This window comes from Streptomyces sp. CA-251387 (genome assembly GCF_050936625.1).
GTDB lineage: Bacteria > Actinomycetota > Actinomycetes > Streptomycetales > Streptomycetaceae > Streptomyces.
On record NZ_JBNJMJ010000001.1, the window covers coordinates 8399692 to 8423078 of the forward strand.

The window sequence follows — 23387 nt, forward strand, 5'->3', positions numbered from 1 at the left end:
GATCATCCCGTTTGCCTAAATGCTTTAGGTAAATGCATAATCGCTTCTGGCGAACGGGAGGGTCGTTGTGGCACGCGTAGGACTGAGCACGGAGCGCCTGGTCAGGGCGGGGGCGGAGCTGGCCGACGAGATCGGCTTCGAGCAGGTGACCGCGTCGGAGCTCGCCCGGCGGTTCGACGTCAAGGTCGCGAGCCTGTACTCGCACGTGAAGAACTCCCAGGACCTCAAGACGAGGATCGCCCTGTTCGCGCTGGAGGAACTGGCCGACCGGGCCGCCGACGCCATCGCCGGGCGAGCCGGGAAGGACGCCCTGGTCGCCTTCGCGAACGTCTACCGCGACTACGGACGCGAGCACCCCGGCCGTGCCGCCGCCGCACGGATGCGGCTCGACCCCGAGACGGCGGCCGGCAGCGCCGGTGGCCGGCACTCGCAGATGACACGGGCGATCCTGCGCGGCTACGACCTGACGGAGCCGGACGCCACCCATGCCGTACGGCTGCTGGGCAGCGTCTTCCACGGTTACGCCAGCCTGGAGACGGCGGGTGGCTTCAGCCACAGCGCTCCCGACTCCGAGGAGACCTGGACGCGGATCCTGGACGCCCTCGACGCCCTGCTGCGCAACTGGCCGACCGAGCCCACCCCCCGATCGACAGGCTGAGGACATGGACACCGAGCACGACTGGATCACCACGCCCGTCACCGCGGACCTCCTGCGGGGCGCCCTCGACGTCGAACGCACCGAACTCGGCGTGCTGCCGCACCGGCTGCCGGCCCGGGCGCGCGCCCAGAACACCGACGGGCAGCTGGCCATGGCCGAGTCCCAGCCGTCCGGCGTGCGGCTGGCCTTCCGTACCCGGGCGACCGCCGTCGAACTGGACACGCTGCCCACCAAACGCGCCTATGTGGGGGCACCGCCCCGGCCGCACGGTGTATACGACCTGATCGTGGACGGCCGCCCGGCGGGGCAGGGCAGCGTGGCCGACGGAAACGTCGTGACCGTCGACATGATGTCCGGGACCGCGGAGCAGCGGCCCGGCCGGCCCGGGACCCTGCGCTTCACCGGGCTGCCCGACGGCGACAAGGACGTCGAGATCTGGCTGCCGCACAACGAGACCACCGAGCTGATCGCCCTGCGCACCGACGCCCCCGTCGAGCCCGCGCGGGATCCGGGCCGCAGGGTCTGGCTGCACCACGGCAGTTCGATCAGCCACGGCTCCGACGCCGCGAGCCCCACCGGCGTCTGGCCCGCGCTCGCCGCCTCCCGCGGCGGCGTGGAGCTGATCAACCTGGGCCTGGCCGGGAGCGCCCTGCTCGACCCGTTCACCGCCCGCGCCCTGCGCGACACGCCGACCGACCTGATCAGCGTCAAGATCGGCATCAACCTCGTCAACCTCGACCTGATGCGGCTGCGCGCCTTCGGCCCCGCGGTCCACGGCTTCCTCGACACCGTCCGGGAAGGGCATCCGACGACACCGCTGCTGGTCGTGTCGCCCATCCTGTGCCCGATCCACGAGGACACACCCGGTCCCTGCGCCCCGGACTTCACCGGTCTCGCGAAGGGACAGCTGCGGTTCGTCGCCATGGGCGACCCGGCGGAGCGCGCGAGCGGCAAGCTGACCCTGGGCGTCATCCGGGACGAGCTCTCCCGCATCGTGAAGCAGCGCGCGGCCGACGACCCGAACCTGCACTACCTCGACGGTCGCGAGCTCTATGGCGAGACCGACGCCGCCGAACTGCCCCTGCCCGACCAGCTCCACCCCGATGCCGCCACCCACCGCCGCATCGGCGAACGTTTCGCACGGCTCGCGTTCGGCGCCGACGGGCCCTTCGCTCTCTCGGCGACGTCGACCTGCCCGACTGAAGGCAGGGCCGGGAGAGCCGGGCGAGGACCACTTCGCGGATGACGGTGGGACCGACTGGTGGGCCCGGTTCGCCGCGAATGGCCGCTGACGGGGTGCGCCACGCACTCCGCCGGGCCGGCGCCGCCGCCCGCACGCGGGGACCTGTCGGGCCGTCACCCGTACGAGGTGTCCAGGTCGCCGGAGGCTTGGGGCGCGATTAGCGTCCGGAACGGATCACCCAACGGCCGTTCCCGTCCCGTGGCGCGTGGCCCGACCCTTCCTGGAGACCCCTATGAGGATCAGACGCCCCGCACCCCGAGGCGCGAGACGCCGTACCCGCCCGGTCGCCCTGGCGGCCGGACTGACCGCCCTGGCGGCGACGGTCCTCGCCGGGACCGCAGCCCCGGCAGGCGCCGTCGACCCCGGCCCGACCACCACGTACACCACGGCGCAGCTCGCCGCGGTCGAGAAGGCGGTCGCGAGCGCCGATGTGGTCGGCACCGCCTGGAGCGTGGACGACACCTCCGGCAGGGTGCTGCTCGCCGCCGACAGCACCGTGTCCGCCGCCACGATCGAGGCCATCAAACGGGGCGCGGGCGCCAACGCCGGCGCGCTGCGCGTCGAGCGCCTGCGCGGCACACTCACCGCGTACCTCTCCGGAGGCGACGCCGTCTACGGCAGCGGCTCCGCCGGCCAGTACCGCTGCTCCCTCGGCTTCAACACCCAGGACGGGGCCGGGAACTACTTCTTCCTGACCGCCGGCCACTGCACCAACGGCATCACCGACTGGTACTCCGACCGGTTCGTCACGCACATCGGCAGCACCGCCGGGTCCAGCTTCCCCGGCAACGACTACGGCATCGTGCGGTACGACAGCGGACAGCCCGTCCCGCCCGGCACGGTCGGCGGCCAGGACATCGCCGGCGCCGGCGAGGCCCAGCTCAATCAGCAGGTCTGCCGCCGCGGCTCCACGACCGGCACCCGCTGCGGCCGTGTCACCGGCCTCAACTGGACCGTCCGCTACCCGCAAGGCACCGTCACCGGTCTGATCCGCACCAACATCTGCGCCAACCCCGGTGACAGCGGCGGCCCCCTCTACGCAGGCAGCCAGGGGCTGGGCCTCACCTCCGGCGGCTCGGGCAGCTGCAGCTTCCCGTTCTTCGCCACGACGTTCTACCAGCCGGTCAACGAGGCCCTCAACGCCTACGGGGTGCACGTGTACTGAGCACGAGGAGCCGGCCTAGTCCAGTGGTGCCGTCCGCCGCCACGGACGCAGCTCCTCCATCCTCCGCGCCAGCTCCAGCAGGTCCGCTTCCGCTCCGGGGCGCCCCACCAGTTGTACGGCGCAGGGGGCACCGGAGGGCAGGGTGCCGAACGGGACGGCCATCGCGGGCCAGCCGGTGAGGTTCCACGGTGGGGTCAGCGGCGAGTAGTTGGTGTTGGCCATGACGTTGCGCAGCCAGCCCCACTCGTGCCAGGGCTGGGACTTGGGGGAGCGGCGGGCGAGGGCCGGGGTGAGCAGGATGCCGTACTCGGCGAAGAACGGCTCCAGACGCCGGCGCAGGTCTTCCCGGCTCTCGCCGCTGCGCGCCCGGGCCACGAAGCGCCTGCCGACTGCGGCGTGGACCCGGGTCCGGCGGGTGAGCTGCCGCGGATCGAGGCCCTGCGCGTCCACCGCCGTACCCGCCGTCCAGTGGGTCAGCGCGGTGACGCCCAGAGACATCGGGTACGGCGGGTCGGCGCGCCGTACCTGGTGGCCGGCCTTGATCAGCAGTCCCGCGGCCTCGCGTACGGCGGTCGCGTACGGCTTGCTGATGGTGACCCCGGCGAGCGGGCTGCGCAGGGACACGGCGATGTTGTGGGTGCCGGGCGCGTCCGGGAGGGCGACCTCGGTGTCGGCGAGGACCGACAGCATCAGGCGGGCGTCCTCGACCGTCGTGGCCAGCGGGCCGTTCTCCGACATGCCGAACCAGTCGCCCTCGCCGATGCCGGCCGGGACCACGCCGAAACCGGGCTTGATGGTGACCAGTCCGCAGTTGGCGGCCGGGATGCGCAGGGAGCCCATGCCGTCGTTGCCGAGGGCGATCGGCACCATGCCCGCGGCGACCGCGGCCGCGCTGCCACCGGACGAGCCGCCCGCCGTACGCGAGGTGTCCCAGGGGTTGCGGGCCGTGCCGTGCACGCCCTCCGTGGTGCCGAAGACACACAGCTCCGGCACGTTGGTGAGCCCCACGACCACCGCGCCGGCGGCCCGCAGCCGGGCCACGGTGACGTGGTCGTGGTCGGCCGGGGTGTCCGCCGTCGCCGCGGAGCCGAGGCGGTTGGACTCGCCGCGCACCGCGAGGTTGTCCTTGACCGCCACCGGCACACCGGCCAGGGGCAGTTCGGCCAGATCGGCACGCGAGCCCACTTCGTCGGCCTCGGCGAGCGCCGCCTCGGCCCGGACCACGCGGAAGGCACCGATGCGACCGTCGAGCCGCTCGATGCGGGCCAGGTGTTCGGCCACCACCTCACGGGGTGTGGCCTGCTTCTCGCGTACGGCGGCGGCGATCTCGGCGGCGGTCCGGCCGACCCAGCTGGTCACGGGCGCTCCTCAGGGCTTACTCGCGAGTATGTAGGAGAACTCTGCCGGGCGGCGGGCCCGGAGTCGAGAGGACGCTCGGCTTGGATATTCAGGTGGGTCCTCTTGGACTTTTCGCCACGCCACTCGCTGACACAGCCGTCCTGACCTGCGCATCATCCGATCAATGAGTCAACTCCGCCCACGTCACGGTCCATTGACAGCCCCTGAGGCCCGCTCAATCATCAGACATCCGATGAATAGGGGTGTCTCATGTGCCTCATGAGGAGACGCTTGAGAGCGGCCGGTGTGCTGGCGGCGCTGACGCTGCTCTTCACGGCCCCGGTGCCGGCGAGCGCGCAGGAGCCGCGGGAGCAGCAGGCGGCGCCGGTCACGGTGCCTGCCCTGACCGACTGGACACCGGCATCCGACAGTTACGCCTACGAGCGCTCCGCCCGCCTCGTGGCCGACAGCGCAACCGAACGGCGCGTCGCCGACACCCTCGCCGACGACCTCCGCGAGGCGGGACGCGGCACAGTACTCGTGGTGCGAGGCGGCGCCCGTCCCGGCGACATCGTCATCGACGTCCGGCCCTCCCGGACCTCCCTCGGCACGGAGGGCTACGAACTCCGCCCCGGCAGCCGCCTGTCGGTGACCGCGGCGACCGAGACCGGTGCCTTCTACGGCACCCGCACCTTCCTGCAGCTCCTCGCCCGGAGCGACCGTATCCCCGCGGGCCGCACGGTCGACGTACCGCGCTACCGGGAGCGGGGGGTCGGCGTCTGCGCCTGCTACATCCACATCTCGCTGCCCTGGCTGGAGAACCTGGTCCGCGAGATGGCGTACCACAAGCTCAACCAGTTGCTCCTCCTCAACATCCCACCGGACACGGACGGTCTGCTGCCCGCCACCGACGTGGCGCGGTTGCGGAGTTCCGCGAGCGCGTGGACCGCGAGCTCCCGGAGGACCTGACGCGCGGCGCCCGGACCACCGTTTCGCCGGGCCGTGTCACCGTCGACCTGGGCAGGGAGCGGGAGGTGGACCGGATCCGGCTGGCGGAGGACATCGGGTACGGGCAGCAGGTGGAGAGCTTCGTCGTCGAGGCGCACCGCGACGGTGCATGGACGGAGGTGACCCGGGCCGGGACGATCGGCGCGAGCCGGATTCTGCTGCTGGCGGCTCCGGTACGGGCCCGGCGGTGGCGGGTACGGGTGACCGGCTCGCGTGCCGCGGCACGGCTCGTGGAGTTCGGGCTGTACCGGTCACGGGCGTCGTAATTCGGTTGACCGGGACGGGCCGGCGCGGGCTGGATAGAGCCCATGGCCGACATCCAGGGATCGTACGACGACCTGTTCACCGCCGTGCCGAACGCACTGGCCGCCACGCTGGACGCCGGGGACGTGGGCGGCTCCGTCGCGGTCCTCGTGGACGGCGAGCCGGTGGTGGACGTCTGGGGCGGGTTCGCGGACGCCGACCGCACGATTCCGTGGGAGCGCGACACGATCGTCAACGTCTGGTCCGTGACCAAGACGATGACAGCGCTGTGCGCGCTCGTCCTGGCAGACCGGGGCGAGCTCGACATCGACGCGCCGGTCTCCCGCTACTGGCCGGAGTTCGCCGCGGGAGGCAAGGAGAAGGTGCTGGTGCGGCATCTGCTCGCGCACACCGCCGGCCTGCCCGACTGGGACGGCTCGGTCGAGGAGCTCTACGACTGGCCCTCCGCCACGGCACGGCTCGCCGCGCGGGAGGGCAGGTGGGAGCCGGGCACCGCGGCCGGATATCACTCGCTCACTCAAGGATTCCTCGTCGGCGAGGTCGTGCGCCGGATCACCGGCCGCAGCGTGGGGGAGTTCCTCGCCGAGGAGGTGACCGGGCCGCTGGGCGCGGACTTCCACATCGGGCTGTCGCCCGAGCACGACCATCGGGTCGCGCCCGCGATCCCGCCCGCGGGCCGGGACGAGGACTACGCCGCGAGCGCGCCCGGCAATCCGGCGGGCTCCGAGGCGGGCAACGGGGTGAGCGTCCGGGACGGGAACAGCCTGGCCTGGCGCCGCGCGCAGATCCCCGCGGCGAGCGGATTCGGCAACGCCCGTTCGGTGGCCCTCGTGCAGTCCCTGCTCGCCTGCGGGGGAGAGGTGCACGGCGTGCGGCTGCTGTCCCGGGCCGGCTGCGACCGGGCGAGCGAGGAGCAGTTCGACGGCGACGACCGCGTACTGGGCATGCCGATGCGGTGGGGCCTGGGCTACGGCCTGTTCGGCAGCACGTACGGCTGGGGCGGCTGGGGCGGTTCCCTCGTGATGATCGACCCCGACAGCCGGATGGTCGTGGCGTACGTGACCCACCAGATGCGCGAGCCCGCGGACGACACGCGGGGACTGGACATCGTGATGTCCGCCTACGAGGGGCTTCAGGGACTGCGCGCCTGACCATCTGACGCGGGTGGACCGACGCCTTCCACTCGACGCGGGGCGCGATGCCCGCCGCTGTTCCGGGCGCGCGGCGGCCTCCCTCCGGTGGGGCGCGTGGTGTTGTCTGCTCGGCGGGGTGGCGTGATGTGTTCCGGCGTTGGGGCGTGCGATGACGTTCGCCCGATGGGGGGCGTGTTATGGCGTCTGCTGTCGGGGGCGTGATGGTTTGTGTCCGGTGGGCTGCGTGGTGTTGTCTGCGCGGCGGGGTGGCGCGATGTGCTCCGCCGTCGGGGCGCGTGATGGCCTCCGCCCGGTGGAGGCGCGCAGAGACGTGTGCTCGACGGGGTGGCGCGACGTGCTCCGGCGTCGGAGCGCGCGACGCCCTCCGTCCGGCGGGGGTGGCGCGGGGCTGTCACACGCCCCGCGCCACCCCCGTACTGCCCCGCTCGATCAACCGCGGCACCGGCACCCGCACCGCCCGCGCCGACCCCCCGTCCAGCAGAGCGGTCAGCTCGTGTGCCGCCGTACGCCCGAACTCCACGCTGTCCCGGGACAGCGCGGACAGCCACGGCTTGACCATGCGGCACAGCGCCGAGTCCTCCCAGGACACCACCGAGACGTCCCGGGGCACCGAGTAGCCCAGTTCGGTCGCGGCGGCTACTCCGGCGAGGGCCATCACGTCGTTGTCGTAGATCAGCGCGGTCGGGGGAGCGGACGCCCCCAGGACCCGGCGGGTCACGGCCGCGCCCTCCGCGTCCGAGTAGTCGGTGGTCACCGACTCGACGCCGGTCAGCCCGCGCCGCGCGGCCTCCGCACGCAGGGTGCGGATACGGCGCTCGGTGTGCGCGAGCCCGGGCAGCCCCGCGATGTGCACGATCCGCCGGTGGCCGAGCGCGTACAGCTCGTCCACGACCGCGGCCATCGCACCCGCGTCGTCCGCCCAGACGGTGGACAGCCCCGGATGGCGTTCGTCGGGCGCCCCGCCGATCACCACGCCGGGCAGGCCGAGTTCGTCGAGGAGGCCGGGGCGGGGATCGTCGGTGCGCGGGTCGACCACGAGGACGCCGTCCACCCGGTGCTCGGCCCACCAGCGCCGGTAGACCGCGCACTCGTCGTCGATGCCCTCCACCACCTGGAACAGCAGCCCGAGATGACGCTCCGCCAGCACCTCCTGGATGCCCGACACGAGCTGGAGGAAGAAGGAGTCCACGCCCAGCGTCTCGGCCGGGCGGGCCAGGACGAAGCCGACCGTGGCGGCGCCCTCGCCGGACAGTGCGCGGGCCGCCGTGCTGGGCCGCCAGCCCAGCTCCTCGGCGACCCGGCGCACCCGGTCGCGCGTGTCCTCCGAGACCCCGGGCCGGCCGTTCAACGCGAAGGAGACGGCGCTCTGGGAGACACCGGCATGCCGTGCGATGTCCTTCATCGTCGGTCGGCGAACCGGTGACCGCTTGCCTGACACGCTGTTTCCCCCATCCCCTTCCCAATCCCCCGAACTTTCCGCGCCAGTATGCACTAATGCGGTTCAGTTGCGTCAACCTAATACGCATTAGTCACTAAACAAATTAGCTGCGCGAGATGCATTGACGGGCCCGAGGAAAGGCGTGCAAGGTCTGCGTCGTTGGCCAACTCCGCCGCAAAGGAGACCGGTTCGCCGTGCCTGTATCCCGCAGAACCTTCGCTGCCGCCGCCGTCTGTGTCGTCCTGCCGCTGAGCGGCTGCGGCTCCGGCGAAGACGGTGGTCCCACTGACGCCTCGGGCAGGATCGAAGGTGACATCACCTTCCAGACCTGGAACCTGAGGGCGAACTTCAAGGACTACTTCGAGGGCCTGATCGCCGACTTCGAGAAGAAGTACCCAGGCACGCACGTGAAGTGGGTCGACCAGCCCGCCGAGGGCTACGCCGACAAGATCAGCGCGGACGCGGCCGGCGGCACGCTCCCGGACGTCGTCAACGTCTCGCCCGACCTGGTCGCCCCGCTCGCCAAGGCCGGCCTCGCGTTCGACCTCGACAAGGCCGCCGGGCAGTACAAGAAGGAGTATCTGGAAGGCGCCTGGGCCAGCCATCGGATACCGGGCATGACGGGCACGTACGCCTTTCCCTGGTATCTCAACACCGGCCCGCTCTTCTACAACAAGTCCCTCTTCAAGGAGGCGGGACTCGACCCCGACCAGCCGCCGAAGACGTACGACGAAGTCTTCACCGCGGCCCTGCAGATGGCGAAGAAGACCGACGGCAAGGTCGCCACCCTCGCCAACGTCCCCACCATCGAGGACTTCGGCCGCTACGGCGTCCAACTCATGAACAAGGAGGGCACCGCCTTCACCTTCAACGACACCAAGGGGGTCGAACTCCTCACCAAGTACAAGGAGTTGTACGACGCCAAAGCCCTCGACCCGCAGGCGCTGACCGCCACCCCCGAGTCGTCCGGCAAGAAGTTCCTCACCGGGGCGGTCGCCATGAACCCCGGCAGCGCGCTCGACCTCGGCAACTTCAAGAAGCAGGCGCCGAACCTGTACCGGAACATCGGCATCACCGACCAGATCACCAGCACCGGCCACGTCAACATGTACGTGATGGGCGTGATGGTCAACGCGCAGACCAAGCGCACACCCGCCGCGGTCGCCTTCGCCCACTACGTCACCGACGCCGAGCACCAGATGTCGTTCGCCAAGCAGGTCGCCATCTTCCCCAGCACCGCCGGATCACTCGACGACCCGTACTTCACCAAGGAGGACGGCACCGACGAGACGCGCGTAAGGGTCGCCGCCGCCAAGTCGCTGAAGAACGCCGTCAATTACACGCCCGTGCTGTTCAGCGAGCAGATGAAGACCGAGCTGCGCAACGAGGTCGCCAAGGCGTTGCAGGGCAAGGAGAGCCCGAAGCAAGCTCTTGACAACGCTGTCGAGGCCTGCAACCGGCTCCTTCAGCAGCAGGGATAGTGCGCCATGGCCAGCTCGACCGTCTCCCGGGTGCGACGTCCGGCAGCGAAGGTGCGGCGTCCGGTGGTGAAGGTGCGGCGCCAGCTGCCGACCAGCCCCTGGCTGTTCGCCGCACCGGGCCTGCTGATCACCGGCGCCTTCATCCTGTACCCGTTCGTCTCCACCCTGGTCAACGCCTTCACCGACCGCCGCACCCTGATCCCGGGCCGGTTCGTGGGCCTCGCCAACTTCCGCGAGCTGCTGAACGACGACATGTTCTGGATCGGCCTGCGCAACAGCACGCTCTACGTCGTCGGCGTCGTCCCCGCCCTCGTCGTCCTGCCCCTGCTGCTCGCACTGCTGGTGCAGAAGAACATCCCCGGCATCACCTTCTTCCGGTCGGCCTTCTACACCCCGGTCGTCGCCTCGATCGTCGTGGTGGGGCTGATCTGGGTGTGGCTGCTCGACGAGCGGGGGCTGATCAACTCGCTGCTGGAGACCATCGGCGTCGGTCGCGTCGGCTTCCTCAGCGACCAGTGGCTGCTCCTGCTGAGCGCGATGGCCGTCACGGTGTGGAAGGGCCTCGGCTACTACATGATCATTTATCTGGCCGCGCTGGCCAATGTGCCGCGTGAACTGCACGAGGCGGCGGCGGTCGACGGGGCGGGTGCGGTGCGCCGGTTCCTGACCGTCACGGTGCCCGCCGTCCGTTCGACCATGGCGCTGGTGGGCGCGCTGTCGTCGGTGGCAGCCTTCAAGGTGTTCTCCGAGGTGTACCTGATGGCGGGCCCGAGCGGGGGGCCGGCCGGTGAGGACACCACCTTGGTGATGCTCGTGCAGCGCACCGGCACCGGGCTGACCGGCCGTGTCGGCTACGCCTCCGCGATCTCCGTCGTCGTCTTCGTCGTCACCGTCGCGCTGATGCTGCTCGTGCTGCGGGTCGACCGGAGGGGCGAGTCATGAGGGTCACGCGTGCGCGAGAACTGGTGCTCCGGTACGTACTGCTGCTGGCCGTCCTCGCCCTGACCGTCGGCCCGTTCCTCTGGCAGCTGTCGACCTCGCTCAAGGGCCCCACCGAGGACATCTTCAGCTCCCCGCCCAAGTTCCTGCCCGGTGATCCCACCCTGCACAACTACGAGCGGGTCGCCGACACCATCCCCGTCTGGGACTACGCCCTCAACTCGCTGAAGGTCGCCACCGCCAACGTCGTGACCAACTGCGTCGGTTCGGCACTCGCGGGCTACGCCCTCGCCCGGCTGCGCTACCGAGGCCGCCGCGCCGCCACCCTCGCCTTCATCCTCGCGATGCTCGTGCCCGTGGAGGGCATCATCATCGCCCAGTTCACGACCATGCGGGAGCTCGGCCTCAACAACACCCTCGTCGGTGTCGTCCTGCCGGGCTGCATCAGCGCCCTGAACGTGCTGCTGATGCGCAACGCCTTCCTCAACCTGCCCTATGAGATCGACGAGGCCGCCTACGTCGACGGCGCCAACGTCTGGCAGCGGTTCCTGCGCATCGCGCTGCCGTCCGTGAAGGGGACCCTTGCGGTCGTCGCGATCTTCGCCTTCATGGGCGCCTGGGACGACTTCCTGTGGCCGCTCATCGTGCTGAGCGACCCGTCCAAGTTCACGCTGACCATCGGCCTCAACTATCTGCACGGCACCTTCGCCAACGACGAACGCCTCGTCGCCGCGGGCACGATCATCGCCGTGGCACCGCTGATCTTCCTCTTTGCCTGTCTGCAGCGGTACTTCTTCCGCGGCGTGGGCGAGGGCGCCGTCAAGGGCTGACCTTCCAGGGCTGATTCAAAGGGCTGACCCCGTACCTCCGTCACAAGGACACGCATGCCTCCTGCCGTGCGCTTCGGCGTCAACTACACCCCAAGCGTTGGGTGGTTCCACCACTGGCTCGACTTCGACCTCGACTCCGTGCGCGCCGACCTCGACTCCATCGCGGCGCTGGGCCTCGACCACATCCGGGTCTTTCCGCTGTGGCCCTACTTCCAGCCGAACCGCTCGCTGATCCGGGGACGGGCAGTCGAACAGCTGCTCCAGCTCGTCGACGCCGCCGCCGCACGCGGCCTCGACGTCACCGTGGACGGTCTGCAAGGCCACTTGAGCAGCTTCGACTTCCTCCCGGCCTGGACCCGGACCTGGCACCGCCGCAACCTCTTCACCGACCCGGACGTCCTCGACGGCCAGGCCGCCTACCTGCGCACCCTCGCCGCCGCGCTCGCCGACCGGCCGAACTTCCTCGGCATGACCCTCGGCAACGAGGTCAACCAGTTCTCGGCGGGCCCGCATCCCGACCCCGACCGCGCGACCGAGGCCGAGATCGACCGCTGGCTGGCGCGCATGCTCGCCGCCTGCGAGGCGGGCGCACCCGGCAGACTGCACCTGCACGCCGAGTACGACGCGACCTGGTACCAGGACGACCAGCCCTTCACGCCGGCCCAGGCCGCCCGGCACGGTGCCGTCACCGCCGTGCACTCCTGGGTCTTCAACGGCACCGCCCAGCGCCACGGCCGTACCTCCGTCCCGGTCGAGCACCACGCCGCGTACCTCGTCGAGCTGAGCAAGGCCTGGGCCGACGACCCGCACCGCCCCGTCTGGCTCCAGGAGGTCGGCGCGCCCGCGCCCCTGATCCCGCCCGAGCACGCCGCCGCGTTCACCGAGGCGACGGTGACCAACGCGCTGGACTGCCCGGACCTGTGGGGCATCACCTGGTGGTGCTCCCACGACGTCTCCCGGGGCCTCGCCGACTTCCCGGAACTGGAGTACGGGCTCGGACTGCTGACCAATGACCGGAAACCGAAGGAGACGGCCCGGGTGCTGGAGCGCGCGGCGAGCGAGCGCACGCAGGCGCCCGCGCTCCGCACCACCGCGCTCGTCGTCCCGGCCGACCCGTCCACCCGTTCGCTCTGCGCCCCCGGCGGCCCGGTCTTCGACGCCTGGTTCCGGCTGGTCGCCGACGGCGCCCGCCCCACCACCGTCCTCGACACGCGCGCCGCAGATCAGGACCACCTCTCGGCGCGCGGCATCACCGAGGTCGTCACTCCCGATCAGGTACTCCCCACCCCGCAAGGAGGAGCCCGTTCGTGAACCCCACCAGACGCACCGTCCTGCTCGCCGCAACAGGGGCAGCCCTGTTTCCCTCGCCGGCGGCGGCCGCGGCACCCGCCGCACTCCAGCCGTACGCCTCCTACTGGTATCCGGACTCCCTGCCCTCCGGCACCCCTGGCCCCGGCATCACCTGGCGCAGCCTCAAGGCCTGGCGGGCGGCCCAGGACGCCGACCTCGCCTTCAATGCGGCCTCCGTACCGCTCGCCGCCCGCTTCACCCCGATGCCCGCGAACACGACCGCCCGCTCCGGCCAGGCCCGCATCCAGGCGCTGGTCTCCTTCGGGCCGACGTCGAGCAACCCCTCACAGGGGTCGGCGACGGCGGACTACTACGCCCTCACCCACTGGGCGTACCTCGACGAACTCGTCTTCTGGGGCGGCTCGTCGGGCGAGGGGCTGATCCTCGCGCCGAACGCCCCGATCGTGGATGCCGCCCACCGGCACGGCGTGCCCGTCCTCGGCAACATCTTCCTGCCGCCCGTCGCCTACGGCGGACAGTTGCGGTGGACGCGTGACCTGGTGCAGAAGGACGCGGCCGGGCGGTATCCGCTCGCCGCCCAACTCGTGGCGGTGGCTTCGGCGTACGGCTTCGACGGGTGGTTCGTCAACGCCGAGACCGGGGGAGGTGACGCGGCCCTCGGGGCCGACATGCTGGGCTTCATGCGGGAGTTGAAGTCGCTCGCGAGGGCCGCCGGGCAGCGGGTGACCTGGTACGACTCGATGACCATGGGCGGCACCGTGAGCTGGCAGGGCGCGCTCAACTCCCAGAACGAGGCGTTCTTCCGGGCCGCCGACGACATGTTTCTCGACTTCCGGTGGACGGCGGCGAAGCTGACGTCGTCGGGCCAGCGGGCCGAGCGACTGGGGCGCAGCCGCTACGAGTTGTGGGCGGGTGTCGACTTGGAGGCGAACGGCTGGAACGCGGCCGTGAACTGGGACGCGATCGTGCCGCGCGACAAGGCGCACGTCGTGTCGCTCGGCTTCTACCGGCCCGAGTGGACGCGCAACCACCTGCCGGCGGACGGGCGGGCTCCGGAGGACTTCCACGCCGCCGACGACCGGTTCTGGACCGGGCGGTCACTGGATCCGTCGCAGCCGGACGGTACGGACGGCTGGCGGGCGCCGGCGGTGTCGGTCGCCGACCGGTCGACGGTGACCTCGGTGCCGTTCGCGAGCGTGTTCAACACCGGGCACGGGCTGCGGTGGTACGAGGACGGCGCGGTGACGTCGGACGCGCCGTGGAACCATCTCGGCTTGCAGGACCGGCTGCCGTCCCGGCGCTGGGTCGTGCACACCGACGGGCAGCGGCCCGCGGTGACCTTCGACTTCGCGGATGCGTGGCGAGGCGGGAGCAGTGTGCTCGTCGCCGGGGATCTGAACCGGCCCGCGATCCTGGACCTGTATGCGACAAGGCTGCCGATCACCGCGGACACGGTGGTCGAGCTGACCCACCGGACCGACGCGGGCAAGGTGAACGTCGAGCTGGCCGTCGCCACCGCCGAGCCCACCGCTCCGGGGGCGACACCGCCGTACACCTACTACCCCGTGACCTCGGCCGACGGCTGGCGGGCCGCGACCGTACGGCTCACCGGCCTGGCCGGCACAGCACACGCGTTGGGCGTGCGGCTCACCGCCGTCGACGGGCCCGTGCGGTGGCGGCTGGGCGGGATCGCCGTCCGGAAGGCGACGCAGACGCCCGCGGTGCCCACCGCGCTGCGGATCACCGGCGCCAGTGGCGGCGACCTGCGCTTCGCCTGGAACCCGGCATCCGGCGACGTACGGCATCACACCCTCCACCGCGTCCTCCCCGACGGCACCCGGCGCTTCCTCGGCGCCACCTGCCAGCGCGCCTACTTCGTCGGCGGCCTGCGACCCGAACAGGGCGAGAAGGCGGCACGGTTCGAACTGCGTGCCGTAGGGGAGCTGTACACCACGTCGGCCCCCGCGACCGTCACCCACACCTGGTAGTCACCGTCCCCGACGACCTACGGAGCACCCGCATGCATGACGACCGCAGCCTGGTCGAAGCCCGTCTCAAGCGCGTCCTCGACGAACGCGTCCGCCCCGCCGTGTATCCGGAGTCCGTGCCGCTGCAGGTGGCGGTGTGGCATGCGCCCGGCGAGCCGGTGCCGGTCGCCGAGGGGCTCGCGGCGGCACCCGAGCCGATCGAGGTGGGCGCCCGCTGGGGCGCTCCCTGGGGCACCAGCTGGTTCCGGGCCACCGGGACCGTGCCCGAGGCGTGGGCCGGGAGGACGGTCGAGGCGCTCCTCGACCTCGGGTTCGACGAGAACATGCCCGGCTTCCAGTGCGAGGGCCTGGTGTACCGGCCCGACGGCACCCCCGTGAAGGGCCTCAACCCGCGCAACCAGTGGGTCCGCATCGGCGCGCCCGTCGAGGGCGGCGAGGAGGTGCGGCTGCACATCGAGGCCGCCTCCAACCCCGTCATCCTCGACTACCACCCCTTTCTGCCCACGCAGCTCGGCGACAAGGAGACCGCGGGCAGCGCACCGCAGTACACGCTCACCCGCATGGACCTCGCCGTCTTCGACGAGACGGTGTGGCAGCTCGTGCTCGACCTGGAGGTGCTGGGCGAGCTGATGGCCGAGCTGCCGGTGGAGTCGGCGCGCCGCTGGGACATCCTGCGGGCGGTGGACAAGGCGCTCGACGCGATCGACCTGCAGGACGTGAACGGTACGGCGGCGCAGGCGCGGGCACGGCTGGAGACGGTCCTGTCCGAGCCCGCCGTCCCCTCCGCGCACCGCATCAGCGCCGTCGGCCACGCCCACATCGACTCGGCGTGGCTGTGGCCGCTGCGCGAGACGGTCCGCAAAGTGGCGCGTACGACCTCGAACATGACGGCACTGCTCGATGACGAGCCCGAGTTCGTGTTCGCCATGTCCCAGGCCCAGCAGTGGGCCTGGGTGAAGGAGCACCGGCCCGAGGTGTGGGCGCGGGTGAAGAAGGCGGTCGCGGACGGGCGGTTCGTGCCGGCCGGCGGGATGTGGGTGGAGTCCGACACCAACATGCCGGGCTCGGAGGCGATGGCCCGGCAGTTCGTGCACGGCAAGCGGTTCTTCCTCGACGAGTTCGGCATCGAGAACGACGAGGCCTGGCTGCCCGACACCTTCGGCTTCGCCGCCGGACTGCCCCAGATCATCAAGGCCGCCGGCTCCAAGTGGCTGCTGACGCAGAAGATCTCCTGGTCGCAGACCAACAAGTTCCCGCACCACACCTTCCGGTGGGAGGGCATCGACGGCACCCGCATCTTCACCCACTTCCCGCCCGTCGACACCTACAACTGCTCCATGAAGGGCAGCGAGATCGCCCACGCGGCCCGCAACTTCAAGGACAAGGGCGTCGCCCGGCACTCCCTCGCCCCCACCGGCTGGGGCGACGGAGGCGGCGGCACGACCCGAGAGATGATCGGCAAGGCGGCACGCCTGCGGGACCTCGAAGGCTCCGCCACCGTCGTCTGGGAGACCCCGGAGGAGTTCTTCCGCAAGGCCGAGGCCGAATACCCCGACCCGCCCGTCTGGGTCGGCGAGCTCTACCTCGAACTCCACCGCGCCACGCTCACCAGCCAGGCGAAGACCAAGCAGGGCAACCGCCGCAGCGAACACCTCCTGCGTGAGGCCGAACTGTGGGCCGCGACGGCCGCCGTACGCGCCGGATTCCTCTACCCGTACGAGGAGTTGGACCGCATCTGGAAGACGGTGCTGCTGCACCAGTTCCACGACATCCTGCCGGGGTCGTCGATCGCCTGGGTGCACCGGGAGGCACGCGCCACGTACGAGCGCCTTGCCGTTGAACTGACCGAGATCATCGAGTCGGCTCAGCGGGCCCTGGCGGGCGACGGCGAGACCGCGCTCGTGTTCAACGCGGCTCCGCACCCGCGCGCCGGCATCCCGGCGGGCGGCGCACGGACCCCGGTGAGCGAGGGCCGGACGGCGCTCACGGAACGCCCGGGCGGTGGCTTCGTCCTCGACAACGGCCTGCTGCGGATCGAGATCGACGCGCAGGGTCTGGTCGTGTCGGCGTACGACATCGAGGCGGACCGCGAGACGATCGCCCCGGACCGGCCGGCGGGTCTCCTCCAGCTCCACCCCGACTTCCCGAACATGTGGGACGCCTGGGATGTCGACGCGTTCTACCGCCACACGGTCACCGACCTGACCGAGGCGGACGAGATCGCCGCCGGCGAGGACGGAACGTCGGTGCGGATCGTCCGGTCCTTCGGCGTCTCCCGCGTCACCCAGCAGCTGTCGCTCGCGCCGGGGGAGCGGCGGCTGCTCATCGACACGGAGGTCGACTGGCACGAGACGGAGAAGTTCCTGAAGCTGGCCTTCCCGCTCGACGTGCACGCGGAACGGTACGCGTCGGAGACCCAGTTCGGGCACTTCTTCCGCCCCACGCACACCAACACCAGCTGGGAGGCGGCCAAGTTCGAGGCCTGCAACCACCGCTTCGTCCACGTGGAGGAGCCGGGCTGGGGAGTCGCCGTCGTCAACGACTCGACGTACGGCCACGACGTCACCCGCACGGTCCGCACCGACGGCGACCGCGGTACGACGACCACCGTCCGCGTCTCCCTGCTGCGCGCCCCGCGCTTCCCGGACCCCGAGACCGACCAGGGCGTCCACCGCTTCCGGCACGCCCTCGTGCCGGGCGCGGGCATCGGGGACGCGGTGCGGGAGGGCTGGCGGATCAATCTGCCGGAGCGGCGGATCACCGGTGCCCGGGAGGTGGCCCCGCTGGTGACCGTGGACCGGGACGCGGTCGTGATCACGGCCGTCAAGCTGGCCGACGACGGCAGCGGGGATGTGGTGGTGCGCCTCCACGAGGCCCACGGCGGCCGGGCCCGGGCCACGCTGACGGCGGACTTCGAGGTCACGGACGTCACGGCGACGGACCTGCTGGAACGCCCGCTGCCCGAAAGGCCGTCGCACGAAGGCCGCCAAGTCGCCCTGCGGCTACGGCCGTTCGAGCTGGTGACCTTGCGGCTGCGGCGGACTGAGGTCCACTGACGGCGAATGCGGCGCGCCGACGTGCGGCGGACGACAACTGGCCCCACACTCAAGGTGGTTGGCGTTTCAATCGCGCCTTGGAGGCACACTTGAAGCTTGTCACGCGAGCCCAGCTCGGCTGGCCCGCATCCGCCGCGCCCACGCAAACTTCGGCCAAGGGCGTGAAGGTCCACTACGAAGGCTCGCCGGTCAGCGCCGAACTCCTCGACGACCACGATCTGTGCATCGCCGAATGGAAGAAGATCCGAGCCGCCCACCTGGCGAACGAGAAGGAGAACTACTCGGACATCGCCTACAACTACGGTGCCTGCCCGCACGGTTACCTCCTCGAAGGCCGCGGCCTCGGCAGACGCACCGGTGCGAACGGCAACCAGGAGCTCAACCGCGGCCACTACGCGATCGTCGGCCTGGTCGGCAACAAGGGGCTCACCAAGCCGACGGACGCGATGCTCGGCGCGATCCGCGACGGCATCGAGCTGCTGCGCAAGCACGGTGCCGGCAAGGAGATCAAGGGGCACCGGGACGGCCACGCCACGGCGTGCCCGGGAGAGCATCTGTACGCCTGGGTGAAGAAGGGGGCCCCGCGGCCCGGTGGCTCGCCGACCGTTCCGGGCCCGCGCCCGGTGATCGACGTGTCGCGCGTGGTCGCCGCGGCCAAGCACGACCCGGCCAAGTCGGGCACACCGGTGTCGTACCCGGGCGTGAAGACCGTGGAGAAGGCGCTCGTCGCGGAGGGCCTCCTCGAATCGAAGCTCGCGGACGGCCACTTCGGCACGACGACCCTCAAGGCGTACGCCGCCTGGCAGCGGCGCTGCGGCTTCAGCGGCGACGACGCCAACGGCATCCCCGGCCAGGTGTCACTGGAAAAGCTCGGAAAGGAGCACGGCTTCGACGTGAAGCCGTAGAGCCGGTAGAGCTCGGGAGCCGTGACTCAGCCATGAGAAGGGCCGTTCCCCTCGCACGGGAGGTGAGGGGAACGGCCCTCGGCGTGTGCGCTCATCCGCCGAGCTGCGTCCGCAGCCACTGCTCCACCTCGCCCACGTGCGCGGCCGCCGCGGCCCGGGCCGCCTCCGGATCGTGGGCGACCAGGGCGCGGTGGATGGCGGCGTGTTCGCGGCGGGTGCGGGTGAAGGCGCCCTCCTCCTGGTAGCCGCGCCAGACGCGGGCGCGGAACGTGCGGGAGGACAGGCCCTCCAGGATCGCCGCCATGGTCTCGTTGCCGGCGGCGGCCGCGATCTCGCGGTGGAAGGCCAGGTCGTGGGCGAGGATCTCCTCGGGGTCGTCCGTGGCGTTCATCGCGGTGAGGTGCTTCTCGACCTCCGCGAGCTGGTCCGGCGTGATCCGCGCCGCCGCCAGGGCCGTAGCCGTCGACTCCAGGATGCGGCGCACCTCCAGCAGCTCCACCAGGCGCGGGCCCCGGGAGAGGTCGGCGACCACGCCGAACGTCTCCAGCAGATCGCCGGCCTCCAGCTGGGTGACGTAGATGCCCGAACCGTGCCGGGCCTCCAGCACTCCCAGCACCGTCAGCGCACGGATCGCCTCGCGCATCGAGCTGCGGGAGATGCCGAGCCGGGCCGCCAGATCACGCTCGGTCGGCAGCCGCTGGCCGGGCTCCAGCCGTCCCTCCGCGATCATCGCCTTGACCGCCTCGATGGCGCGCTGCGTCACGGTGCCCTTCTGCGGGGCTGTCTCGGCGGTGCCCTTCTCAGGGCCTGTCTCGTCCACGCCGTTCCTCCCGTCGCCCGAGGCACCTGAGGGCGCCTCGTGAGCGGCAGTGTAATCACCAGGTTGGTCGGACCACTACGGCTGGAAACGGCGAAAATCTGTCTCCGGAGGGTGTTGTATCGCCGAAGTGGTCTGATAAATATGCGGGCATCTGCTCGACCCATGTGCTCGAACACGCTCAACGAGGAGCCGCCAGATGCCCGGCACGACAGCGCGGAAGCAGAACAGGTCACGGATGGTCAGGGCGGTGTGCGCGGTCGCCGGCGCCTCGCTCGCGCTCGCCGCGTGCGGCAGCACCAAGGACACGGGCGCCGCGAGCGCCGAGGGCGGCGGCTCCGGCAAGGTCGGGGTGATCCTGCCCCTGCTGACCTCGCCGTTCTGGCAGTCGTACAACGACTACGTACCGAAGATGGCCGACTCCGAAGGCGTCGAGGCGCTGAAGACGGTCAACTCCAACAGCGACCCCTCCCAGCAGATCACCGACATCAACAACCAGCTCAACCAGGGCGTCAAGGGTCTGGTCGTGGCCCCGCTGGACAGCGCCGCCATCGAGGCGGGCCTCGACCAGGCGGAGCGCAAGGGCGTGCCGGTCGTCGCGGTCGACGTGGCGCCGGACAAGGGCAAGGTCGCCATGGTCGTACGCGCCAACAACGTCGCGTACGGCGAGAAGGCGTGCCAGTACCTCGGCGAGCAGATCCCCTCCGGCAAGGTCGTGCAGATCATGGGCGACCTGGCCTCCGTCAACGGCCGTGACCGCTCCGAGGCCTTCCGCGCCTGCGTGAAGAAGAACTTCCCCAAGCTGAAGGTCCTGGAGATACCGGCCAAGTGGGAGTCCGACACCGCGGCCTCCAAGCTGGACACCCTCCTCAACGCCAACCCCGACATCAAGGGCATCTACCTGCAGGCCGGCGGCGTCTACCTCGCGCCGACCCTGCAGACCCTCAAGTCCAAGGGCATGCTGAAGGAGGCCGGACAGGCCGGTCACATCACGATCGTCTCCAACGACGGCATCCCGCAGGAGTACGACGCCATCCGCAAGGGCGAGATCGACGCGACCGTCTCCCAGCCCGCGGACCTGTACGCCAAGTACGGCATGTACTACATCAAGGCGGCGATGGAGGGGAAGACCTTCAAGCCCGGCCCGACCGACCACGACTCGACCATCGTCAAGCTGCCCAGCGGCATCCTGGAGGACCAGCTGCCCGCACCGCTGGTCACCAAGGACAACGTCGACGACCCCAAGCTCTGGGGCAACACGGTCAAATGACGACGCCACTCGTAGAGGCGCGGGACATCGTCAAGCGCTACGGCCCCACCACCGCCCTCGCCGACGGCCGGCTCACCGTCCTGCCCGGCGAGTCCCACGCCCTCGTCGGCCGCAACGGCGCCGGCAAGTCGACCCTGGTCAACATCCTCACCGGACTCCAGGCCCCCGACGAGGGCGAGGTCCGCTTCGACGGCGAGCCCGCGCCCCCACTGGCCGACCGTGACGCGTGGCGCCGCAAGGTGGCCTGCGTGTACCAGAAGCCCACGGTGGTCCCGGAGTTGACGGTCGCCGAGAACCTGTTCATCAACCGGCAGCCCCTGCAACGCGGATTCATCAGCTGGCGCAGGCTGCGCTTCGAGGCCGCCGAACTCCTCGCCACCTGGGACGTGCACGTCGACCCCGAGGCCCGCACCGCCGACCTCAAGGTCGAGGACCGGCAGATGGTGGAGATCGCCCGGGCGCTCAGCTTCGGCGCCCGCTTCATCATCCTCGACGAACCCACCGCCCAGCTCGACAAGCGCGAGATCGAGCGGCTGTTCACGCGGATGCGGGCGCTGCAGGACTCCGGCGTCACCTTCCTGTTCATCTCGCACCACCTCCAGGAGGTGTACGAGGTCTGCCAGACCGTCACGGTCCTGCGCGACGCCCGCTGGATCACCACCGCCCCGGTCGCCGAACTCCCGCGCCGCGCCCTGGTGGAGGCCATGGCGGGCGAGTCCATCGAGGCCATCGCCGAACAGGCCGTCGACCCCGGGGACGTCGACCACGACGCCCCCGTCCTCCTGGAAGCCCGCGGGCTCACCTCACCGGCGTACGAGAACATCGACCTCACCGTCCGCCGGGGCGAGGTCGTCGGACTCGCCGGGATCAGCGGCAGCGGCAAGGTGGAGCTCGCCGAGTCGTTCGCGGGGCTGCACACCCCGACGAGCGGAACGGCTCAACTGGGCGGCGGGAAGCTCCCGTTCGGCGATGTCCAAAGGTCTTTGAAGGCCGGCGTCGCCTGCGTCCCCCGCGACCGGCACGACCAGGGCCTCGTCGCCGGCATGACCATCGGCGACAACGCCACCATGAGCGTCCTGGACCGGCTCGGCCGCTTCGGCTTCGTCGGCACCGAACGCAAGCGCGTCTTCGCCACCGCCCTCATCGAACGCCTCGACATCCACACCGAGGGCCCGGACCAGCCCGTCTCGGACCTGTCCGGCGGCAACGCGCAGAAGGTCGTCATGGCCCGCGCCCTCGCCTCCGACCCCCGGCTGCTCGTGCTGATCAACCCCACCGCCGGCGTCGACGTGAAGTCCAAGGAGTCCCTGCTGGCCCGCGTGGACAGTGCCCGCGAGGACGGCATCGCCGTGCTGGTCGTCTCCGACGAACTCGACGACCTGCGCCGCTGCGACCGCGTCCTCGTCCTGTTCCACGGCCGTGTCGTCGCCGAGCACCCGGCGGGCTGGCGCGACCACGAGCTGATCGCCTCCATCGAAGGAGTGGTGGATCATGGCTGACACCAAGGCCCCACCGGTTATGCCCGTCAAGGTCCCCGATGCCCGTGCCGCAAGGACGGTCCTGCTCCGCCGAGCCCGCGAACTCGCCCTTGTCCCAGCCCTGTTGCTCCTCATGGTGCTCGGCGCGGTGGTCAACGACTCGTTCCTCACCGAGCGCAACCTGATCTCGATCCTCGGCGCCTCCGCCGCACTGGCGATGGTCGTGCTGGCCGAGTCGCTGGTGCTCATCACCGGCAAGTTCGACCTGTCCCTCGAATCGGTCGTCGGCATCGCGCCCGCCGTCGGCGCCCTCCTCGTGCTGCCCGCCGCCCAGTCCGGCTGGGGTACCGAACTCCCCGCCGCGCTCGCTCTGCTGGCCGTCCTCGTGGTGGGGGCGGCCGTAGGTGCCTTCAACGGCATCCTGGTCGTGAAGTTCAAGCTCAACGCGTTCATCGTGACGCTCGCGATGCTGATCGTCCTGCGCGGGCTGCTGGTCGGCGCGACCAAGGGCAAGACGCTGTTCGGGATGCCCGACAGCTTCTACTCCCTCGCCACGACCACCTTCCTGAACATCCCGATGTCGGTGTGGCTCGCGGCGGCCGCCTTCGCGATCGCCGGGTTCGTGCTGAAGTACCACCGCATCGGGCGCGCCCTGTACGCCATCGGCGGCAACGCGGACGCCGCCCGCGCGGCCGGCATCCGCGTCGAGCGGGTGATGCTGGGCGTGTTCGTCGTCGCGGGCACCCTCGCCGCCGTCGGCGGGATCATCCAGACGGGCTACGTCGGAGCGATCAGCGCCAACCAGGGCAACAACATGATCTTCACGGTGTTCGCAGCCGCGGTGATCGGCGGCATCAGCCTGGACGGCGGCAAGGGCACCATGTTCGGCGCCCTGACCGGCGTACTCCTCCTCGGTGTCGTCCAGAACCTGCTCACCCTCGCCCAGGTGCCGTCGTTCTGGATCCAGGCCATCTACGGCGGAATCATCCTGATCGCCCTCATGATCGCCCGCGTGACGACGGGCCGGGCCCAGGACTGACCCGC

General features: G+C 70.9%; 17 protein-coding genes and 1 pseudogene. 15 read left to right on the forward strand and 3 right to left on the reverse strand.

Annotation, left to right across the window (positions count from 1 at the left end):
- Positions 1–67 precede the first annotated feature (67 nt).
- The 3 genes from ACQEV2_RS37310 (at position 68) to ACQEV2_RS37320 (ending at position 3066) form a co-directional block, all read left to right on the forward strand.
- Positions 68–658 (forward strand): TetR/AcrR family transcriptional regulator, encoded by a 591-nt coding sequence (locus ACQEV2_RS37310; RefSeq protein ID WP_433052002.1) that lies wholly within the window; start codon positions 68–70, stop codon positions 656–658.
- A 4-nt stretch (positions 659–662) separates the two neighbouring features.
- Positions 663–1904, forward strand: a complete 1242-nt coding sequence (locus ACQEV2_RS37315; RefSeq protein WP_433052005.1) for a GDSL-type esterase/lipase family protein — start codon at positions 663–665, stop codon at positions 1902–1904.
- Between the two features lie 229 nt (positions 1905–2133).
- Entirely contained in the window at positions 2134–3066 is a 933-nt protein-coding gene (locus ACQEV2_RS37320; protein WP_433052008.1) for a S1 family peptidase, read from the forward strand.
- A gap of 15 nt (positions 3067–3081) precedes the next feature.
- Here the strand turns inward: ACQEV2_RS37320 and ACQEV2_RS37325 are convergent, their stop codons facing one another.
- Complete coding sequence (locus ACQEV2_RS37325; RefSeq protein WP_433052011.1) at positions 3082–4425, reverse strand: amidase; 1344 nt, start codon at positions 4423–4425, stop codon at positions 3082–3084.
- A gap of 258 nt (positions 4426–4683) precedes the next feature.
- On the opposite strand from ACQEV2_RS37325, the pseudogene ACQEV2_RS37330 reads away from it, so the two are divergent.
- A pseudogene (locus ACQEV2_RS37330) lies at positions 4684–5678 on the forward strand (glycoside hydrolase family 20 zincin-like fold domain-containing protein).
- A 42-nt stretch (positions 5679–5720) separates the two neighbouring features.
- Entirely contained in the window at positions 5721–6827 is a 1107-nt protein-coding gene (locus ACQEV2_RS37335; protein ID WP_433052014.1) for a serine hydrolase domain-containing protein, read from the forward strand.
- Positions 6828–7221: 394 nt separating this feature from the next.
- Here the strand turns inward: ACQEV2_RS37335 and ACQEV2_RS37340 are convergent, their stop codons facing one another.
- On the reverse strand, positions 7222–8232 hold the full coding sequence (locus ACQEV2_RS37340; protein WP_433052017.1) for a LacI family DNA-binding transcriptional regulator: 1011 nt from the start codon (positions 8230–8232) through the stop codon (positions 7222–7224).
- A 230-nt stretch (positions 8233–8462) separates the two neighbouring features.
- Here ACQEV2_RS37340 and ACQEV2_RS37345 point away from each other — a divergent pair, with 230 nt between their 5' ends.
- The 7 genes from ACQEV2_RS37345 to ACQEV2_RS37375 all read left to right on the forward strand — a co-directional run bounded on the left by ACQEV2_RS37345 (position 8463) and on the right by ACQEV2_RS37375 (position 18778).
- On the forward strand, positions 8463–9749 hold the full coding sequence (locus ACQEV2_RS37345) for an ABC transporter substrate-binding protein (protein ID WP_433052020.1): 1287 nt from the start codon (positions 8463–8465) through the stop codon (positions 9747–9749).
- A 6-nt stretch (positions 9750–9755) separates the two neighbouring features.
- Positions 9756–10691 carry a carbohydrate ABC transporter permease gene (locus tag ACQEV2_RS37350; RefSeq protein ID WP_433052023.1) on the forward strand — a complete coding sequence of 312 codons (936 nt, stop codon included), beginning with the start codon at positions 9756–9758 and terminating at the stop codon, positions 10689–10691.
- The gene (locus ACQEV2_RS37355; RefSeq protein ID WP_433052026.1) at positions 10688–11518 is read left to right on the forward strand and encodes a carbohydrate ABC transporter permease; all 831 of its coding nucleotides are present in this window, start codon (positions 10688–10690) and stop codon (positions 11516–11518) included. Before ACQEV2_RS37350 ends, ACQEV2_RS37355 begins: the two co-directional genes overlap by 4 nt.
- A gap of 54 nt (positions 11519–11572) precedes the next feature.
- Positions 11573–12829 (forward strand): glycoside hydrolase 5 family protein, encoded by a 1257-nt coding sequence (locus ACQEV2_RS37360; protein ID WP_433052029.1) that lies wholly within the window; start codon positions 11573–11575, stop codon positions 12827–12829.
- On the forward strand, positions 12826–14817 hold the full coding sequence (locus ACQEV2_RS37365; RefSeq protein ID WP_433052032.1) for an endo-beta-N-acetylglucosaminidase: 1992 nt from the start codon (positions 12826–12828) through the stop codon (positions 14815–14817). The genes ACQEV2_RS37360 and ACQEV2_RS37365 overlap by 4 nt, the downstream gene beginning before the upstream one ends.
- Positions 14818–14849: 32 nt before the next feature.
- On the forward strand, positions 14850–17873 hold the full coding sequence (locus tag ACQEV2_RS37370; RefSeq protein WP_433052035.1) for an alpha-mannosidase: 3024 nt from the start codon (positions 14850–14852) through the stop codon (positions 17871–17873).
- Between the two features lie 89 nt (positions 17874–17962).
- Positions 17963–18778, forward strand: coding sequence for an N-acetylmuramoyl-L-alanine amidase (locus ACQEV2_RS37375; protein ID WP_433052038.1), 816 nt, complete (start codon positions 17963–17965; stop codon positions 18776–18778).
- A 91-nt stretch (positions 18779–18869) separates the two neighbouring features.
- Here the strand turns inward: ACQEV2_RS37375 and ACQEV2_RS37380 are convergent, their stop codons facing one another.
- On the reverse strand, positions 18870–19598 hold the full coding sequence (locus ACQEV2_RS37380) for a FadR/GntR family transcriptional regulator (RefSeq protein ID WP_433052041.1): 729 nt from the start codon (positions 19596–19598) through the stop codon (positions 18870–18872).
- A gap of 196 nt (positions 19599–19794) precedes the next feature.
- Here ACQEV2_RS37380 and ACQEV2_RS37385 point away from each other — a divergent pair, with 196 nt between their 5' ends.
- The 3 genes from ACQEV2_RS37385 to ACQEV2_RS37395 are packed head-to-tail and all read left to right on the forward strand — an operon-like array spanning position 19795 to position 23382.
- Positions 19795–20865, forward strand: coding sequence for a sugar ABC transporter substrate-binding protein (locus ACQEV2_RS37385; RefSeq protein WP_433052044.1), 1071 nt, complete (start codon positions 19795–19797; stop codon positions 20863–20865).
- Complete coding sequence (locus tag ACQEV2_RS37390) at positions 20862–22364, forward strand: sugar ABC transporter ATP-binding protein (RefSeq protein ID WP_433052047.1); 1503 nt, start codon at positions 20862–20864, stop codon at positions 22362–22364. The genes ACQEV2_RS37385 and ACQEV2_RS37390 overlap by 4 nt, the downstream gene beginning before the upstream one ends.
- The gene (locus ACQEV2_RS37395) at positions 22357–23382 is read left to right on the forward strand and encodes an ABC transporter permease (protein WP_433052050.1); all 1026 of its coding nucleotides are present in this window, start codon (positions 22357–22359) and stop codon (positions 23380–23382) included. The genes ACQEV2_RS37390 and ACQEV2_RS37395 overlap by 8 nt, the downstream gene beginning before the upstream one ends.
- Positions 23383–23387: the final 5 nt, after the last annotated feature.

Bases quoted from the DNA above. Each gene is read 5' to 3' on its own strand.
- ACQEV2_RS37350 (WP_433052023.1), top strand. From the start codon at position 9,756: ATGGCCAGCTCGACCGTCTCCCGGGTGCGACGTCCGGCAGCGAAGGTG.
- ACQEV2_RS37370 (WP_433052035.1), top strand. From the start codon at position 14,850: ATGCATGACGACCGCAGCCTGGTCGAAGCCCGTCTCAAGCGCGTCCTC.
- ACQEV2_RS37340 (WP_433052017.1), bottom strand. From the start codon at position 8,232: ATGAAGGACATCGCACGGCATGCCGGTGTCTCCCAGAGCGCCGTCTCC.
- ACQEV2_RS37335 (WP_433052014.1), top strand. From the start codon at position 5,721: ATGGCCGACATCCAGGGATCGTACGACGACCTGTTCACCGCCGTGCCG.
- ACQEV2_RS37395 (WP_433052050.1), top strand. From the start codon at position 22,357: ATGGCTGACACCAAGGCCCCACCGGTTATGCCCGTCAAGGTCCCCGAT.
- ACQEV2_RS37360 (WP_433052029.1), top strand. From the start codon at position 11,573: ATGCCTCCTGCCGTGCGCTTCGGCGTCAACTACACCCCAAGCGTTGGG.
- ACQEV2_RS37385 (WP_433052044.1), top strand. From the start codon at position 19,795: ATGCCCGGCACGACAGCGCGGAAGCAGAACAGGTCACGGATGGTCAGG.
- ACQEV2_RS37315 (WP_433052005.1), top strand. From the start codon at position 663: ATGGACACCGAGCACGACTGGATCACCACGCCCGTCACCGCGGACCTC.
- ACQEV2_RS37355 (WP_433052026.1), top strand. From the start codon at position 10,688: ATGAGGGTCACGCGTGCGCGAGAACTGGTGCTCCGGTACGTACTGCTG.
- ACQEV2_RS37320 (WP_433052008.1), top strand. From the start codon at position 2,134: ATGAGGATCAGACGCCCCGCACCCCGAGGCGCGAGACGCCGTACCCGC.
- ACQEV2_RS37390 (WP_433052047.1), top strand. From the start codon at position 20,862: ATGACGACGCCACTCGTAGAGGCGCGGGACATCGTCAAGCGCTACGGC.